The sequence below is a fragment of the Vogesella sp. XCS3 genome (assembly GCF_020616155.1).
Classification (GTDB): Bacteria; Pseudomonadota; Gammaproteobacteria; order Burkholderiales; family Chromobacteriaceae; genus Vogesella.
Window position 1 is genome coordinate 1,800,478 of record NZ_CP085530.1, and the last position, 17,358, is coordinate 1,817,835.

General features: G+C 61.3%; 15 protein-coding genes. 11 read left to right on the forward strand and 4 right to left on the reverse strand.

What is annotated here, in order from left to right; genetic code table 11:
* Positions 1–99: 99 nt before the first annotated feature.
* Positions 100–1,416, reverse strand: a complete 1,317-nt coding sequence (locus LCH97_RS08505) for a hypothetical protein (RefSeq protein WP_227305082.1) — start codon at positions 1,414–1,416, stop codon at positions 100–102.
* A gap of 158 nt (positions 1,417–1,574) precedes the next feature.
* Entirely contained in the window at positions 1,575–4,397 is a 2,823-nt protein-coding gene (locus tag LCH97_RS08510) for an EAL domain-containing protein (RefSeq protein WP_227305085.1), read from the reverse strand.
* A 180-nt stretch (positions 4,398–4,577) separates the two neighbouring features.
* On the opposite strand from LCH97_RS08510, the gene LCH97_RS08515 reads away from it, so the two are divergent.
* The 6 genes from LCH97_RS08515 to LCH97_RS08540 all read left to right on the forward strand — a co-directional run bounded on the left by LCH97_RS08515 (position 4,578) and on the right by LCH97_RS08540 (position 9,526).
* Positions 4,578–5,897 carry a TRZ/ATZ family hydrolase gene (locus LCH97_RS08515; RefSeq protein WP_227305088.1) on the forward strand — a complete coding sequence of 440 codons (1,320 nt, stop codon included), beginning with the start codon at positions 4,578–4,580 and terminating at the stop codon, positions 5,895–5,897.
* A gap of 12 nt (positions 5,898–5,909) precedes the next feature.
* The gene (gene ubiG, locus LCH97_RS08520) at positions 5,910–6,608 is read left to right on the forward strand and encodes a bifunctional 2-polyprenyl-6-hydroxyphenol methylase/3-demethylubiquinol 3-O-methyltransferase UbiG (protein ID WP_227305091.1); all 699 of its coding nucleotides are present in this window, start codon (positions 5,910–5,912) and stop codon (positions 6,606–6,608) included.
* A gap of 71 nt (positions 6,609–6,679) precedes the next feature.
* Positions 6,680–7,408 (forward strand): tRNA adenosine(34) deaminase TadA, encoded by a 729-nt coding sequence (tadA, locus tag LCH97_RS08525; protein WP_227305094.1) that lies wholly within the window; start codon positions 6,680–6,682, stop codon positions 7,406–7,408.
* Positions 7,405–8,028: a L,D-transpeptidase gene (locus LCH97_RS08530; RefSeq protein ID WP_227305098.1), complete on the forward strand. Its 624-nt coding sequence runs from the start codon at positions 7,405–7,407 to the stop codon at positions 8,026–8,028. The genes tadA and LCH97_RS08530 overlap by 4 nt, the downstream gene beginning before the upstream one ends.
* Positions 8,029–8,030: 2 nt before the next feature.
* Positions 8,031–8,438, forward strand: a complete 408-nt coding sequence (locus LCH97_RS08535; protein ID WP_017506927.1) for a DUF2721 domain-containing protein — start codon at positions 8,031–8,033, stop codon at positions 8,436–8,438.
* 425 nt (positions 8,439–8,863) lie between these two features.
* Positions 8,864–9,526, forward strand: a complete 663-nt coding sequence (locus LCH97_RS08540) for a GntR family transcriptional regulator (RefSeq protein WP_017506926.1) — start codon at positions 8,864–8,866, stop codon at positions 9,524–9,526.
* A 64-nt stretch (positions 9,527–9,590) separates the two neighbouring features.
* Here the strand turns inward: LCH97_RS08540 and LCH97_RS08545 are convergent, their stop codons facing one another.
* Together LCH97_RS08545 and LCH97_RS08550 are read right to left on the reverse strand one after the other, a co-directional pair.
* A complete protein-coding gene (locus LCH97_RS08545; RefSeq protein ID WP_227305102.1) occupies positions 9,591–10,091 on the reverse strand; it encodes a dihydrofolate reductase in 501 nt (166 codons plus the stop codon).
* A complete protein-coding gene (locus LCH97_RS08550; RefSeq protein WP_017506924.1) occupies positions 10,088–10,882 on the reverse strand; it encodes a thymidylate synthase in 795 nt (264 codons plus the stop codon). The genes LCH97_RS08545 and LCH97_RS08550 overlap by 4 nt, the downstream gene beginning before the upstream one ends.
* 144 nt (positions 10,883–11,026) lie before the next feature.
* On the opposite strand from LCH97_RS08550, the gene flhB reads away from it, so the two are divergent.
* The 5 genes from flhB to LCH97_RS08575 are packed head-to-tail and all read left to right on the forward strand — an operon-like array spanning position 11,027 to position 17,341.
* Complete coding sequence (gene flhB / locus LCH97_RS08555) at positions 11,027–12,184, forward strand: flagellar biosynthesis protein FlhB (RefSeq protein WP_227305105.1); 1,158 nt, start codon at positions 11,027–11,029, stop codon at positions 12,182–12,184.
* A 15-nt stretch (positions 12,185–12,199) separates the two neighbouring features.
* Positions 12,200–14,284 (forward strand): flagellar biosynthesis protein FlhA, encoded by a 2,085-nt coding sequence (gene flhA / locus LCH97_RS08560; protein ID WP_227305107.1) that lies wholly within the window; start codon positions 12,200–12,202, stop codon positions 14,282–14,284.
* A gap of 3 nt (positions 14,285–14,287) precedes the next feature.
* Positions 14,288–15,733: a flagellar biosynthesis protein FlhF gene (gene flhF / locus LCH97_RS08565; protein ID WP_227305110.1), complete on the forward strand. Its 1,446-nt coding sequence runs from the start codon at positions 14,288–14,290 to the stop codon at positions 15,731–15,733.
* A 2-nt stretch (positions 15,734–15,735) separates the two neighbouring features.
* Positions 15,736–16,596, forward strand: a complete 861-nt coding sequence (locus tag LCH97_RS08570; RefSeq protein ID WP_227305112.1) for a flagellar synthesis regulator FleN — start codon at positions 15,736–15,738, stop codon at positions 16,594–16,596.
* A gap of 1 nt (position 16,597) precedes the next feature.
* On the forward strand, positions 16,598–17,341 hold the full coding sequence (locus tag LCH97_RS08575; protein ID WP_304956730.1) for an RNA polymerase sigma factor FliA: 744 nt from the start codon (positions 16,598–16,600) through the stop codon (positions 17,339–17,341).
* The last annotated feature ends 17 nt before the right edge of the window (positions 17,342–17,358 follow it).

The following is a 17,358-nucleotide window of genomic DNA, read 5'->3' on the forward strand; positions in this document are numbered from 1 at the left end:
CAGTGCCCGGTCAGCGACGAGAAACAAGCATGGAAACATCAAAAAACAAAAAAACCCGATATAAATCGGGTTTTTTCTAGCGATTTCAGCGCAACAGTGTCAGGAATGTAACTTCGCCAGCTGTTTGGCGATGATGTCGTGGTTCAGCCACAGCACCGGGCCGGCCGGGTTGGCCGCTTCGCCGAACATCAGCGGGCCGGTGCCTTCCAGTACCAGCGCACTGAGGTGGTCGGTAACCAGGGCGCTGCGCTCTTTGTGCTTGCTGGTGATGTCGTCGGAGGTGCCGATCATCACCTCGGCCAGCGCAGGGGAGTTGTCCATCGGCCAGGCGGCAAAGTCGCGGAAGGCCAGCATGGTGGCGTCGGTGTTGTAGGCTTCGATCTGTGCCAGCAGGTCGTCGATGCTGTAACCGTCTTGCAGCAGCGCGTGGCAGGCTGCCCATTGCGCCTCGGTCCACTCGCCCGGGGCTTCCTGGCGCAGGGCTTTGAGCAGCGGGAACAGCGACAGCTCCACGCCGACGAAGATGTCGGACGAGTTGGTGCGGATTTCCGGGCAGTTGAACACGGTGGCCTTCACACCCTGCTGCCACGCAGCACGCGCGTGGTCTTCCAGGCGTTTCTTGGCGCCGCCCTGGGTGTAGTTGGTGTAGGTCTGCCACTGGTACTGGCCGTCGATCAGGATCTCGGTGCCGTGATAGCCGTAGGCGGTGTAGCGCACTTGGCCGCCGGTAGCTTCCAGGCGCTGGCGCAGCGCGGCGCTACCGTCGATCAGGTACTGGAAGGTGTTGGCGGTGACTTCGTCGAAGTTCATCAGGATCAGCTTGCCCAGGTCGCTGTCCAGCAGCGCGCGCGACGACATGAAGCGGTCGCCACGGCCTTTGTAGATGCGGTTGGCAATGGCCAGGAACACTTTTACTTTCGGGATGCCACCGGCCATGGTGTGGGCAAAGAATACATTGCTGCCGTCGGCTACCAGTGGCTCCAGCTGCGCCATCACTTCGGCCACGCTGTTCTTGAAGCGGGCGACACCGGCTTCGCGGCAACGTTCGATCTGCGCCCAGTCCAGCTTTTCGTCCTGCCAGTTTTTCAGGGTGAGTACCGACAGCAGCTCGGTAGGGGTCGGCTCGCCGGCGGGGGCGTCCAGGTCGAAACCGGCCATCAGCGGCACGTTGATCACCTTGCCACCGATGCGGGCTTCGGCTTCGGCCAGCTCTTCGGCATTCAGCGGACGCAGGCTGTTGTCGGCTTCACGACGGCCAACGGTCAGGCCGATGATGGTCATGCCGGCTGCGCGGGCTTCGTTGATCAGGCCGTTGGCGTAGCCACGGCCGAACAGCTCGCCAAACAGCACGAAAACGTCGCCTTGACGGAAAAGTTTGCCTTGCGGGAGGTCGCGCAGAGAGGTCGGTGCGTTCACTGAACAGGTCTCGAATTAGGTTAATGGCTCGAATTCTAATTTGAACAGGGCTCGCTATCAAATCTGCCACTGTTTAGTTTGTGTAACCACGTGGCCACACGGCGGCGCTACGGCATGAAAAAACCCGGCCGGGGCCGGGTAGTTGGCCGCACTGCTCGCTATACCGGTGGCGGCGGGCGCAGGGTTTCCTGGCGTAGCAGTGGCTCTACCAGCTCGGCAGCCATCGGTTTGGCCAGCAGGTAGCCTTGCACCTGGTCGCAGCCGTGTTCTTCCAGGAACGACCATTGCTCGATGGTTTCCACGCCTTCGGCCACTACCTGCATGTTCAGGTTCTTGGCCATGTTGATGATGGCGCAGGTAATGGCGGTGTCGTCCTGGTCGTCCGGAATATCGCGCACAAAAGAGCGGTCGATCTTGAGCTTGTCGGCCTTGAAGCGCTTCAGGTAAGACAAGCTGGAGTAACCGGTACCGAAATCGTCGATCGACATGCGGATACCCATGGACTGGATGGCGCGGATGGTCTGGATGGTGGCGTCCATATCGTCCATGATCACGCTTTCGGTTACCTCCACGTCCAGGCAGCTACCCGGCAGCTGGTAGGCGGCCAGCGCATTGCTCAGCACCTGCACCAGGTCCTGGTGGCGGAACTGCAGCGCAGACAGGTTCACGCCCACGGTAATCAGCGGCAGGCCAGCGGCATGCCAGGCGGCAATCTGGCGGCAGGCTTCGCGAATCACCCAGTTGCCGATCTGCACGATAAAGCCGCGCTCCTCGGCTACGTCAATAAAGTGCATCGGCCCCAGCAGGCCCAGCGACGGGTGGTTCCAGCGGATCAGCGCTTCGGCACCGATGATCTTGCCGCTGGCAATGTCCACTTGCGGCTGGTAATGCAGGATGAACTCGTTGTGCTCCACGGCATAACGCAGCTGGCTTTCGATGGCCAGAATTTCGCGGGCGCGGGCGTTCAGGTCTGCGGTGTAGAACTTGTAGTTGTTACGGCCGCTGGATTTAGCGTGGTACATCGCCGCATCGGCGTTGCGCACCAGGGTGTCAAAGTCGCGCCCGTCGTCCGGGAAGATGCTGATACCGATACTGCCGCTGATGGACAGCGTGTGGTTGTACACCTCCAGCGGCACACCGAACTCGGACAGGATGCGCTCGGCCACGTGGGCGGCCACGGCGGCATCGCTGATCAGTGGCAGCAGCACAATGAACTCGTCACCGCCCTGGCGTGCAACTACCTCGCCGGCACCCAGTACCTTGCGGATACGCTCGGAAGCCATTTTCAACAGGATGTCGCCGGCGGCATGGCCCAGCGATTCGTTAACGGTCTTGAAGCGGTCCAGATCCAGCAGCAGGATGGCCAGCTTGCCGTTGTCGCGTACGGCGTTCTGGATGGCCAGCAGCGCACGGTCTTGCAGGTGGCCGCGGTTTGGCAGGCCGGTCAGCACATCGAAGTGCGCCAGGAACTGGATACGCTCGTCGGCGGCCTTGCGCTCGGACTGGTCGCTGAAGATGGCCACGTAATGGGTAACCTCGCCAGCCGGGCTTTTCACCACGTTGATGGCCAGCCACTCCGGATAGACCTCGCCATTTTTGCGGCGATTCCATACTTCGCCTTGCCAGAAGCCTTCCTCGCGCAGCTCTTTCCACATGGCTTCGTAGAAGTCGCTGCTGTGGCGGCCGGAAGTCAGCACGGTTGGCCGCTGGCCCAGTACTTCGTCCTGGGTAAAGCCGGTGATCTCGGTAAAGGCGCGGTTTACCGAGCGGATCAACACGTCCGCGTCGGTAATCATGATGCCTTCGGCGGTGTTCTCGAACACCTTGGCAGCCAGCTGCATGCGCTCTTCGGCGGCGCGGCGCTCGGAGATGTCGCGCACCATGCGCCATACCGCAGTAATGCGGCCGGCGGCATCGCGCATGGCCACCGTCTTGACGCTAACCGGGATCGGGTTACCCACACGGTTGATGTACTGCACTTCGAACTCGTCGCAGAAACCGAAGCGCATCACCTTGTGGTCCAGGTTATAGCGTTCTTGCGGTTCGCTTTCGCGGTCCAGCAGACCCCAGAAGTTTTGCAGCTTCAGTTGGTCCAGGCTGTAGCCCAGCAGGCTGAGAAAGGCCGGGTTGGCGTCAATGATCTGCCCTTCCAACGAGCTGATCACGATGCCGTCCAGGTTGGACCAGAACAGCTCGCGGTATTTGTTTTCCGAGCGGCGCAGCGCGTCCTCTACCTCGCGGCGGCGCTCGATATCGGCTTCCAGCGCCAGGGTTTTGGACTTCAGCTCGTCGATCAGGCGCTTGAGTTCGGCGCGCATCCACTCCAGATGCTTGCCCACGGTGCCAATTTCATCCTGCCGGCCCCAGTGAAACGGGGCGTCCAGTTTGAGTGCGGCCAACTGTGTGGCTTGCTCGGACAGCTGGCGGATGGGGCGCAAAAAGCGCGAGTGCAGAATGGTCATGATCAGCAGTACGGACAGCAGCAGCTGCGCAACCACGATCATCAAAAGATTTTTCAGCTGGTTGCGCTGGTCTATCGCCAGGTGCTCGGTATCAAACTCGATGCTGACCTGGCCAATGGCCTCGCCACGGTAAACCACATCCTTTTGCACAAACGCTACGCTGCCGATACGGCGCTCGCTACGCAGGGTAGACAGAAAGACGGTATTGGACTGGGTATCGGACACGCGGATGGAAATCACGCGGGTGTCGTCCATTACCGACGAAACCAAGGGCGCGCCGGCTTGTCTGCTCAGGTTCCACAGCGGTTCCTGCATGCCCAGCGCAACGATGTCCAGCAGGCGTTTCTGGTCGACGGCCAGCTGGTTTTCCATGCGTTCTCGCTGCAGGTTGTAGCTGAGCACCGTGATGATGACTGCTGGAATCAGCAAGCCCAACACAAGCGCCATCAGGAAAACCTGCCGCAAAGACAAACGAGAACCGATCAGGTAGCTATCGAGGTTGTCTGGCTTCTGGGTCATGGAGTCGTTTACCGCCAGGGCACTTTGCCGCTGGTTTTATCAGTTATTTACACAGAATAAGCGGCCTTTGCGCAGTGTGCAAAGACGCTGAATGCATAGTATACACAGGGATGGCCGGTTGCCGAATGCAGAACAGCCCGCCTACAATCTCTGGCTAACTCTATAAAAGGCAGATAACACATGGAAAACAACCGCTTCGACCAATTGCTCTGCGCCCGCTGGATCATCACCGTGGAGCAAGATGGTGTGGTGCTGGAAAACCACGCCGTGGGTATCAAGGATGGCCGCATTGCCGCCATCCTGTCGCCAGAGCAAATCGCAGCGGCAGATGCCGGCGAGCGCGTGATGCTGGATAACCATGTGTTGATGCCGGGCCTGGTGAACCTGCACGGCCACAGCGCCATGACCCTGCTGCGCGGCATGGCCGACGACAAGGCGCTGATGGACTGGCTGCAAAACCACATCTGGCCGGCCGAAGGCAAGCACGTCAGCGACCAGTTCGTGTTCGACGGCGCCCTGCTGGCCATGGGCGAAATGTTCCGCAGCGGCACCACCACCATCAACGATATGTACTTCTTCCACGACGCCATGGCTCGCGCCGGCCTGCAAGCGGGCATGCGTACCTTCGTGGGCTGTTCCATCCTGGAATTCCCTACCGCTTACGGCCAGAACGCCGACGACTACATTGCCAAAGGCCTGGCCGATGCGGCCAACTACCAGGGCAACGAGCTGATCACCTTCACCCTGGCTCCGCACGCGCCGTACACCGTGTCCGACGACACCTTCCGCAAGGTGGTGGCGCTGGCAGACGAGCACGACATGCTGATCCACTGCCACATCCACGAAACCCAGGATGAAGTGAACGGCGGCGTGGCCGAGCACGGCGTGCGCCCGCTGGCGCGCCTGGACAAGCTGGGCATGCTCAGCCCGCGCCTGATCGCCGCGCACATGGTGCACCTGAACGATGAAGAAATCGCCCTGTGCGCCGAGCGCGGTGTGGCCATCGCCCACAACCCTACCAGCAACATGAAGCTGGCCTCCGGCATTGCCCCGGTACAAAAGCTGCTGGACGCCGGCGTAACCGTGGGCATCGGCACCGATGGTGCTGCCTCCAACAACAAGCTGGACATGCTGAGCGAAACCCGCATGGGCGCGCTGCTGGCCAAGGTCGGCACGCTGAACCCGGTAGCCGTACCGGCCGCTACCGCCATCCGCATGGCTACCCAGCAGGGTGCCAGCGCGCTACATATCGGCGACAAGGTGGGCAGCGTCACCGTTGGCAAGCAAGCCGACCTGATCGCGGTAGATCTGGCGCAGATCGAAACCAGCCCGAGCTTCGACCCGATCTCCCACATCGTGTACGCCGCCGGCCGCGAGCAGGTAAGCCACGTATGGGTGAACGGCCGCAAAGTACTGAGCGAGCGCGCGCTGACCACCCTGGACGAAGCCGACCTGAAAGCCCGTGCCGACGCCTGGCGCGTACGCATTCTGGCCAAATAAGCAGGACACACGATGAGCAATGTAGACGAACTGGAACTGGATAAATTCAGCCAGATAGCCCACAAGTGGTGGGACATGGACAGCGAGTTCAAACCGCTGCACGAGATCAACCCGCTGCGCCTGGACTTTATCGACAGCCACGCCGGCCTGGCCGGTAAAACTGTGCTGGACGTAGGCTGCGGTGGCGGCATTCTGGCCGAAAGCATGGCTGCGCGCGGCGCCAGCGTCACCGGCATCGACCTGGCCAAGAAATCACTGAAAGTCGCCCAGCTACACGGCCTGGAAAGCGGCGTTAGCGTCACTTACCGCTGCGTGCCGGTAGAAGAGCTGGCGGCCGAAGCGCCGGGCAGCTTTGACGTGGTCACCTGCATGGAAATGCTGGAACACGTGCCGGACCCGCAAAGCGTAGTGCGCGCCTGCGCGCAGCTGGTCAAGCCGGGCGGCTGGGTGTTTTTCTCTACCCTGAACCGCAACGCCAAGTCCTACCTGCTGGCGGTGCTGGCGGCAGAATACGTGCTGAACATGCTCCCCAAGGGCACGCACGAGTATGGCCGCTTCCTGAAGCCGTCCGAGCTGTCGCGCATGGCGCGTAACGCGGGCCTGGGCATCGATACCCTGTCCGGCATGAGCTACAACCCGCTGACCCGCATTTACAGCCTGGGCAGCGACACCGATGTGAACTACCTGATCGCCACCCGCCGCCTGGCCTGAGGCCGACGGTTAGGCTTGCGGCCAACCCTGCCTTGCGGCAAGGTTGGCCGCATGTCATTCACGGAGCCCGCATGCTGACCTCGCCCCCTCTCCCACCCAAGGCCATCCAGTGGCTGGCCGCGCTGGGCCTGAGTAGCCGCCACGACCTGCTAGCGTGTGGCAGCGTGCGCGCTTACCTGCTGCTCAAAGCCAGCGGGCACACCGTTACCGACAAGCTGCTGTTTGCGCTGGAAGCCGCTGCGCGCGGCGTGCATTGGTCAGCACTGAACGATAGCGACCGCCAGGCGCTGCGCCAGGCTGCCGCAGCCCATGCGCCGGTGCGCCCCCTACCCCCGGCGGCACAGCTACAGCAGCATATGCAGGCAGCGCTAGCCCTGGCCAGGGAAGCGGCCAAGCTGGGCGAGGTGCCGGTCGGTGCAGTGGTGGTAAAAGACGGGCAGATTATCGGCCAGGGCTATAACCAGCCCATCAGCAGCCACGACCCTTCGGCGCACGCCGAAATGGTGGCGCTACGCCAGGCGGCACAAACGCTGGGTAATTACCGCCTGGCCGGCTGCACACTGTATGTCACACTGGAGCCATGCGCCATGTGTAGCGGTGCCATACTGCATAGCAGGCTGGACCACGTGATATACGGTGCCCGCGAAGCGCGTACCGGCGCGGCCGGCAGTGTGGTGGATCTGTTTGCCCTGCGCCAGCTCAATAGCCATACCGCCATCGACGGTGGCATTGCCGCGCAGGAAAGCGCCGCGTTGCTGGCCGGTTTTTTTGCCCATCGCCGCCCGGGAGGCACATCATGAAAGCCCTGTTTGCGGCGCTGTTGCTGGTACTGCCCTGCTGGGCCACCGCCAACGAGCACACGCTGCTGTTGCAGCTGCAAAACCAGCCTGTGCAGCCGGTACAGCTCAAGCCCAACCCGCGTACCCCCGGCGCACCGTGGATAGAAGTAGGCGTGCAAAGCCAAAGCCTGGCACTGTACGACGAGCGTGGCGTACCGGTGCGGCAGTTTGTGATATCGACAGCCAGCAAAGGCGTCGGCGAGCGGGTAAACAGCTACCAGACCCCGCGCGGCTGGCACAAGGTATGCGAGCGTATCGGCGATGGCGTGGCGCGCGACACCATTATTTACCGCCGCCAGATCACCCCCTGGCTGTATACACCGCAGTTGCACGCCGAGTACCCCAACAAGGACTGGATCCTGACGCGCATCCTGTGGCTATGCGGCCAGGAGCCCGGCCTGAACCAGGGCGGTGACGTGGACAGCTACGACCGCGCCATTTACATCCACGGCGCCGGCAGCCACGTAGCCTTTGGCACGCCAACCTCGCGCGGCTGCGTACGCATGAGCGGCGACGACATCATCGACCTGTACGACATCACCCCCAACGGCATCGACGTACTCATCAACGAAACCCTGTAACCATGCTGAACCTCACCACACCAGCCCTGCTTTTTCCCGCCATTTCCCTGCTGCTGCTGGCCTATACCAACCGCTATCTGGCGCTGGCCGGCATTATTCGCGGCCTGTACGACGACTACCAGCAAAACCCCAGCGACAAGCTGGTACAGCAAATCGGCAACTTGCGCCGCCGCATCGCGCTGATCAAGGGCATGCAAAGCCTGGGCGTAGGCAGCCTGTTTCTGTGCGTGGTCGCCATGTTCATGATCTACACAGGTTGGCCGCAAGCGGCGCAGTACACCTTTGGCGTGAGCCTGCTGCTGCTGATTGTCTCGCTGGGCATGTCGCTGCTGGAGCTGCGCATGTCCACCGATGCGCTGAACATCCTGCTGTCCGACCTGGTGGCGGCAGAAGCGCGGCGCCAGCGCTAAGTGGATAACTGATACACGCCGGGCCCTGACAAAAAAAATGCCTCCCCCGCAATGGGAGAGGCAAACACCCGTGTCGTACCTGCAAGGTTCCCAAAGGAACACGCAATAGCATTCACTATCACTCTTGAAGCAGCTGTCCAAACAAAAACCTTGCGAGCCACATTGTGGTGTTAGCCCCTGAATCTCCTCGCGCGGCCTTGCTTAAACAAGCGTTTGAATAGTACGGGTTTTCCCTGATACTCCACAAGCGCGCCGGCAAATTTCTGCTGTGCAATGATGGCTTTACACAACACTTGGCCGACTACCTGCCGAAATGTACAGGCGGTGGTCAAATAGCCCGGCCAAGCCTGGCAGTGCTAGAATCTGTCAAAAGTCCGATTGCCGGACAATATAAAACAACGATAAGTCCCCACCAGGAGGCCAACTTGAGCTTCAAGGCTAACGATTCACTCACCGAACAAATTGCGCAGTACTTGGGCAATAAAATCGTCTCTGGCGACATTGCCCCCGGTGCCCGCGTACAAGAGCTGCGCATTGCAGCCGAGCTGGATGTCAGCCGTGGCTCCGTGCGCGAGGCCCTGCTGATTCTGCAGCGCCGCCATCTGGTCGATATCTACCCGCGCCGCGGCGCCATTGTCTCCAGCATCAACCGCGATGATGTACGCGAGCTGTTCGAGCTATGGTTCCTGCTACTGGAGCAAGTTGCCGTGCAGCTGTCGCAACACTGGCAAAACGACGACCTGGCCGGCTTCATTGAAATCATGACCGAGCTGGGCGAGCATCACCGCAAAAGTGATACAGAGGCGTTTTACCATACCGGGGTCAGCTTTCTGAGCCTGCTGTACCAGCACGCCGGTAACCGCTACACCCAGCAAACGCTGTTTGACCTGCTGCCGCAGGCACAGCGCAGCCTGTATGCCATCCTGCGCGCGGGCAAAGGCCAGCTGGACCGCACGCACGCGTTTCTGGACGACCTGCTCAAAGCCATCATTGCCCGCGACCAGGCTGCCATCCGCCAGATGGTGCCCGAGTTCGGTGCCGCCTATAGCCAGCTGGCCCAGGCGTCGGCCGAGGCACTGGCGCAGTAAACTCAGACCTTGCAAGCAATAAAAAAGGGAGGCCTTAGCCTCCCTTTTTTCATGTCACGGCCGGCTACGCCACAGGCGCACCGTGGCGCACGTAATCGGCAAAGCGGTACTGCAAGCCGCCAGCGCCGGTATTCATCTCATGCAGGGTTACGCCCCACTCGCCCGGCACCCAGGCGGGGAAGCAGGCATCGCCCGCTACATCCAGCTCGATATGGGTCAGCGCCATGGCATGCGCCAGCGGCAGCGCCTGCGCATACAGATTGGCACCGCCGATAATGCACACCTCGGGCGCATCGCTGGCCAGTACCAGGGCGTCCGGTAGAGAGTGCGCTACCGTCACGCCATCGTGCTGCCAGTCTGCCTGGCGGGTCACCACAATATTGAGTCTGCCAGGCAAGGAGCGGCCGATCGAATCAAACGTCTTGCGCCCCATAATCACCGGTTTGCCCAGCGTGACCGCCTTGAAGTGCTTCAGGTCTTCCGGCAGGTGCCACGGCAGGGTGTTGTCGATGCCTATTACGTTGCCGCGCGCCATGGCGGCTACCAGCGTAATGCGCGGGCTCATACTGCCACCTCGGCCTTGATGTGCGGGTGCGGGTCGTAGCCTTCCAGTGTGAAATCTTCAAACTTGAAAGCAAACAGGTCGGTCACAGCCGGGTTCAGCTTCATCACCGGCAGCGCGCGCGGCTCGCGCGTGAGTTGCAGGCGGGTCTGCTCCAGGTGGTTGCTGTATAGGTGGGCATCCCCCAGGGTGTGGATGAATTCGCCAGGCTGCAGGCCGCATACCTGGGCCACCATCAGCGTTAACAGTGCGTAGCTGGCAATATTGAACGGCACGCCCAGGAAAATATCTGCCGAACGCTGGTACAGCTGGCACGACAGCTTGCCGTCGGCCACGTAAAACTGGAACAGGCTGTGGCAGGGCGGCAGCGCCATCTCGTCCACCAGCGCCGGGTTCCACGCCGACACCATCAGGCGGCGCGAATCGGGGTTGCGGCGAATCATGTCCAGCAAGTTGCTGATCTGGTCAATGTGGCGGCCATCGGGCGCTGGCCAGCTGCGCCACTGGTAACCGTATACCGGGCCCAGGTCGCCGTTTTCATCGGCCCACTCGTCCCAGATACGTACGCCATTCTCTTTCAGATAGCGGATATTGGTATCGCCGGACAGAAACCACAGCAGCTCGTGAATGATGGAGCGCAAATGGCACTTTTTGGTGGTCACCAGCGGGAAGCCGTCGGCCAGGTTAAAGCGCATCTGGTAGCCGAACACCGAGCGGGTGCCGGTGCCGGTGCGGTCGGACTTGTCGGTGCCGTGTTCCAGCACGTGGCGCATCAGGTCGAGATACTGTTTCATGGAGCTGCCGGATAATAAGTTGATCACGCCATTTTACCATCCAGCTGCAAGACTGCGGCCAACCTTTGCGCCAAGTCGCAGCGCAGTGCACGGCAATCCGCTAACATGCCCGCTTGACCCACTCAGCCGATACGCCGCTGCACCATGGCCGATAGCGATCAGGAAGATAAAACAGAAGCCCCCTCGGGGCGACGGTTAGACCAGGCACGCGAAGAGGGTAACGTCCCCCGCTCGCGCGAACTGTCTACCTTCGCCGTGACCGCGACCGGGCTGGGCCTGCTGATGGCCACCGGTGAAGGCATTTACCAGTATCTGCTGAAAGTCATGCATGACTGGCTGAGCTTTGACGCCGCCCGTGCCAAAAGCACCGACATTATCCTGGAGCAGTTCCGTGGCAGCCTGGTCGATGCCCTGCACGCCATGGCCCCGCTATTGGGCGGGCTGTTTCTGGTGGCCGCGCTGACCCCGCTGCTGATTGGCGGCTGGAACTTCACCACCAAGGCCATCATGCCCAACTTTGGCAAGCTGAACCCGCTCAGCGGCATTGCCCGGCTGTTTTCGATACAAGCCGCCAGCGAGGGCTTGAAAGCGCTGCTGAAAAGCCTGCTGATCGGCGGTGTGGCGACCTGGGTGATCTGGGGCGAGCGTGGCGACCTGATCGGCTTGGTCAGCATGCCGCTGGACCGCGCACAGATTCATCTGATCGGCCTGATGGAGCATACCTTCCAGATCGTGGTTGGCGCGATGCTGGTGCTGGTATTGCTGGATGTACCCTTCCAGCTATGGCAGTACACCAAGAACCTGCGCATGACCAAAGAAGAAGTGAAACAGGAATACAAGGAACAGGAAGGTTCGCCCGAGGTCAAGGGCCGTATCCGCCAGCTGCAACGCGAAGCGGCGCGCCGGCGCATGATGCAGGAAATCCCCAAGGCCAACGTGATCATCACCAACCCGACGCACTACGCGGTGGCGATCCATTACGAAGACGGCATGGCCGCGCCCAAGCTGATTGCCAAGGGCTCCTTGAAGATGGCCGAAAAGATCATCGAAAAGGGGCGCGAACACAAAGTATTGGTCGTACGCGCCCCGCCCTTTGCCCGCGCCTTGTATTTCAATGTGGAGCTAGGCGAGGATGTGCCCAATAAACTCTACACTGCGGCCGCGCAGGTACTGGCGTATGTGCACCAGCTCAAGCACTATGAGCAGCAAGGGGGCATTTCACCGGTTTTTCCGGAAAAACTGGAGGTCCCGCCCGAGCTTGACCCTGAAACCAAACACAATCAACATACTGCGCCCACCTGAAACTATTTATAAGGCATGAATGATTTGCTGGAATTCCTGAAAAAGATCGACATCAACACACTGGCAGGGCCTGTACTGATCATACTGGTGCTGTCGATGATGGTGCTGCCGCTCCCACCGCTGTTACTGGACATCTTTTTCACGTTCAATATTGCGATCTCCATCATCGTGCTGATGGTGGGTGTCAACACGCGCGAACCACTGGAATTCTCGGCTTTCCCTACCGTACTGCTGATTACCACCCTGCTGCGGCTATCCTTGAACGTAGCCAGTAGCCGCATCATCCTGCTGGATGGCCATAACGGCACCGCTGCCGCGGGTGCGGTGATCGAATCGTTCGCCCACTTCCTGATCGGGGATAACATCACCATCGGTATTGTGGTGTTCATCATCCTCACCATCATCAACTTTGTGGTCATCACCAAAGGTGCCGGCCGTATTGCCGAAGTGTCGGCACGCTTTGCCCTGGACGCCATGCCCGGCAAGCAAATGGCCATCGATGCCGACCTGAACGCCGGCCTGATCGGCGAAGAAGAAGCCCGCGAGCGCCGCGCCAAGATTGCGGAAGAGGCCAACTTCTTCGGCTCCATGGATGGTGCCTCCAAGTTTGTGCGCGGCGACGCCATGGCCGGCATCCTGATCATGGTCATCAACATCGTGGGTGGCCTGATCATCGGCATCCTGCAACACGATATGGCGGTAGCCGACGCGGCAGAAACCTACACCCTGCTCACCATCGGCGATGGCCTGGTCGCCCAGATTCCTGCCCTGATCATCTCCACCGCCGCGGGTATGGTAGTCGCGCGGGTCGGCACCGAAAAAGGCTTGTCCGAGCAGCTGGTAGGCCAGCTGTTTGCCAACCCGACCGTACTGTACCTGACCGCAGCCGTGATCGGACTGTTGGGCATGATTCCCAATATGCCGCATCTGGCTTTCCTGCTGATTGCCGCCACCCTGGCCGGCACGGCCTGGTGGATGGACAAACAGGCTGCAGAAAAAGCGGCAGCACCTGCCGCAACCAGCGCACCGCCACCCGCTCTGATGGAGCAGCCGCTGGCCGAGGTAAGCTGGAAAGACGTGCAAGCCGTCGACGCCCTGGGCCTGGAGGTTGGCTACCGGCTGATACCCTTGGTAGACCGCGACCAGGACGGTGAGCTGCTGCGGCGTATTCGTGGCATCCGCAAAAAAATGGCCCAGGAGCTGGGCTTTCTGGTGCCCGCCGTACATATCCGCGACAACCTGGAAATTCGCCCCAACGCGTACCGCATCCTGCTCAAAGGGGTAGAAATCGGCACCGGCGAGGCCTACATCGGGCAATTCCTCGCCATCAACCCGGGCCAGGTCACCGGCGAGCTACAAGGCATGGCGACGACCGACCCGGCCTTTGGCCTGCCTGCAGTATGGATAGAAGCCGGCCGCCGCGATGACGCCCAGAACATGGGCTACACCGTGGTAGACGCCAGCACCGTGGTGGCCACCCATATTTCCAACTTGCTGCAATCGCATGCGGCAGAGCTACTGGGCCGCGAAGAGGTACAAGCGCTGATCGACCACGTGGCCAAGGAAGCGCCAAAGCTGATCGAAGATCTGGTGCCAAAAGTGGTCCCGGTAGGCGTACTGCAAAAGGTTCTGCAACAGCTGCTGACCGACGGCATCAACCTGCGCGACTTCCGTACCATCATCGAAACACTGGCAGACCATGTCGGCATGACGCAGGATATCGACGAACTGACCAGCGCCGTACGTACTGCATTGTCACGCGCCATCGTGCAACAGCTGTTCCCTGGCGAACAGGAGCTGCCGCTGATGACGCTGGAGCCGTCGCTGGAAGGCATACTGCTGCAAGCGGTCAATAGCAAGGCTGGTGGCGGGCTGGAACCGGGTCTTGCAGAGAATCTATTGGCTAATGCGGCACAGCAAACAGAAAATGTTGAAAATCAGGGTTACAATCCAGTCTTGCTTACACCGCCGGGTTTGCGACCACTACTGGCACGTTTTCTGCGCAGGGCACTGCCACAACTGCGTGTGATTTCGCATAATGAGATTCCAGACAGCAAATCCATTCGTATAATTGCGGTGATTGGGGGGAGCAAAGGCTAATAGATGGTCGTCAGAAAGTTCTACGGCAAAACCACACGCGATGCACTGCGCCAGGTTCGGGAAGAGCTTGGCGCTGACGCGTTGATCCTGTCCAACCGTCCAACGTTGGGCGGCGGGGTAGAGATCATGGCCGTAGCCGACGCAGACGTGTCTGCGCTGGCCACCACGCTCACCCCACCGTCGCAGCCCAAGCCGCCGCGTAATGTGCCGCAACAGCCCGCGCCGGTCAGCCCGGCGCCGCAACAGGCAGCCAGCCCGGCGGTAAACCGCGCGCTGGCGCGTACCTACGCCATGCCGGTAGAGCCGCTGGAAGAGCCGCCTGCGCCGCCTCCTCCACCGCCGCCGCCTGAGCCGTCGCGTAACCAGCCACAACCGTTTCTGGAGCACGTACAAGCCAGCTCGCGCCGCACCGCACCGCCGCCACAGCCAAGTGCGCAGCCCGCTGCTGCGGCCAACCCGCGCCGTGCCGCCCCCGCGCAGGACGAGCCGGACCGCGAGCAAATGGCGCAAGAGCTCAAGCAGATCAGTGACGAAATCAAACAGCTGCGCAGCCTGCTGCAAAGCCAGCTGGCCGGCTTTGCCTGGTCCGATATGGAACAGCGCACGCCCAACCGCACCGAGCTGTTCCGCCACCTGCTCACCGCCGGCTTCAGCTCGGCGCTGATTCGCCAGCTCACGCAAAAGCTGCCACCGCAGTACGACGGCGACGTGGCGCAAAAGTGGGCGCGCTCGGCGCTGATCCACAACCTCAAGTGCATGGACCCGCTACACGACCCGATCGAGGCCGGTGGCATCTATGCCCTGGTCGGCCCCACCGGCGTGGGCAAAACCACCACCGTGGCCAAGTTGGCCGCACGCGCCACCATGCGCTACGGCGCGCAAAGCGTGGCACTGATCACCACCGATACCTACCGTATCGGTGCGCAAGACCAGCTGCGCATCTACGGCAAGATTCTGGGCGTACCGGTGTTTTCGGTACAAAACGAAGGCGACCTGCAATTGACGCTGGCCGACCTGACGCCACGCAAAGTGGTCCTAATCGATACCGTCGGCATGGGCCAGCGCGACGCCAGGGTACAAACCCAGCTGGACATGTTCAACCAGGCTGGCCGCCCGGTACAGCGCCTGCTGTTGCTCGCGGCCAACGCCGACGGCCACACACTGGAAGACGTGGTACGCCACTACAAGGGCGATGGCCTGACCGGCGCCATTGTTTCCAAAATCGACGAAGCGCTGTCACTGGGCCCTAGCCTGGACGTGGTGATCCGCAACCGCTTGCGTCTGTTCTATGTGACCAACGGCCAGCGCGTACCGGAAGACATCCATGCCGCCCACGCCGAGCTGTTGATAGACCGCGCCCTGCGCGCTGCCCAGAACAACTCGCCCTTCAACCCCGCCGGGGACGAAATGGCCATCATGAACGCCGCACAATCCGGCTGGCTGGGGTAAACATGAGCGATCAAGCCTCCAGCCTGCGCCTGCAGCGCGCCCAAGCCGACTACCCGCCCAGCTTTGCCTTTATCGGCGGCGAAGGCAGCGGTGTCAGCACCCTGGTGGGCGAGCTGGCTGCCAGCCTGGCCCTGCGTGGTGGCCGCCCGCTACTGATCGAACACCAGCCCGGCCACCAGCAGGCACGTCGCTTGGGCCTACCGGCCACCGGCACCTTTGCCAGCCTGGCGATTAGCCTGGGCGGCATCAACGAGCTGATGGTGGCAAACCGCTACGGGCTGAACCTGATCAACCTGGCAGCCAGCAGCGAAGAGCGCACGCGCCTGTCGCCGCGGCTGTGGCGCCGGCTGGCACACGAGTTTGCCTCGGTGGAAGCCGATAGCAGCGTGCTGTTGATCGACTGCCCCAATATCAGCGACGACCCCTCCCCCGCGTGCATCGCCGATAATCTGGTACTGGTGCTGAGCCCGGACGCCGATAGCCTGACCCAAGGCTACGCCAGCCTGAAAAGGTTGGCCGCAGACTATGCGCGCCGCCGGTTCAATATTCTGGTCAACCGTGCGCAGGATTTTGAAGAAGCCCAAGCCGTATTCAACCGCCTCAATAGCGTAGCGGGTGACTACCTGTCGGTAGCGCTACGCTGGGTGGGCTTTGTCCCGGCCGATAGCACCGTGCGCAAAAGCCAGACCCTGCGCCACCCCACGGTAGAAGCCTTTGCCGAATGCGAAGCCGCGCTGGCCTACAACCAGCTGGCCGACATGCTGCCACGCTGGCACGCACCGGACCAAAGCGCCCCGCGCAACAGCTATCTGGAGCACCTACTCATGACAACCAAATCGCTAGCAGACTTGACAGGGTCCTGACATGGCAGCTCACCACAAAATGCGGGCCTACGCCCAAGTGGCGGATCATCGCCCGGCCATACAGATCGAACAGTACACGCCGCTGGTGAAAAAGCTGGCCAGCATGCTGATTGCCCGCCTGCCCGCCAGTGTGGATATCAATGACCTGATCCAGGTCGGCGTGATCGGCCTGATGGAAGCGGCCAAGCAGTTTGACCCGGCACAAGGTGTGCAGTTTGAAACCTTTGCCAGCCAGCGCATCCGTGGCGCCATGCTGGACGAGCTGCGCCGCGAGGACTGGATGCCCCGCCAGACGCGCCGCAACAGCCGCCAGATCGAAGACGCCATCCACAAGCTGGAACAACAGCTGGGGCGCCCGCCCATCGAAAGCGAAATCGCCGACTTCATGCAGCTGCCGCTGGACGAATACCAGACCATGCTGGGCGAATGTCGCGGTATCGGCGTGGTGCATTTTGAAGACTTTCAGGACGACGACGGCAACGCCACGCACGGCATCGACAATATTGCCGACGAAAACGGCATCGAACCGTCGGCCGTGCTCAGTGACGACGCCTTTCGCAGTGCGCTGGTCGATGCCATCAAGCTACTGCCGGAACGCGACCAGCTGGTAATGAGCCTGTATTACGAACAGGAACTGAACCTGAAAGAAATCGGTGCTGTGCTGGGCGTTTCCGAATCCCGCGTATGCCAGCTGCACAGCCAGGCCATTACCCGCTTGCGCAGCCGCCTGCGCGAGTGGACCTGAACCTTAACGAAAGCCAA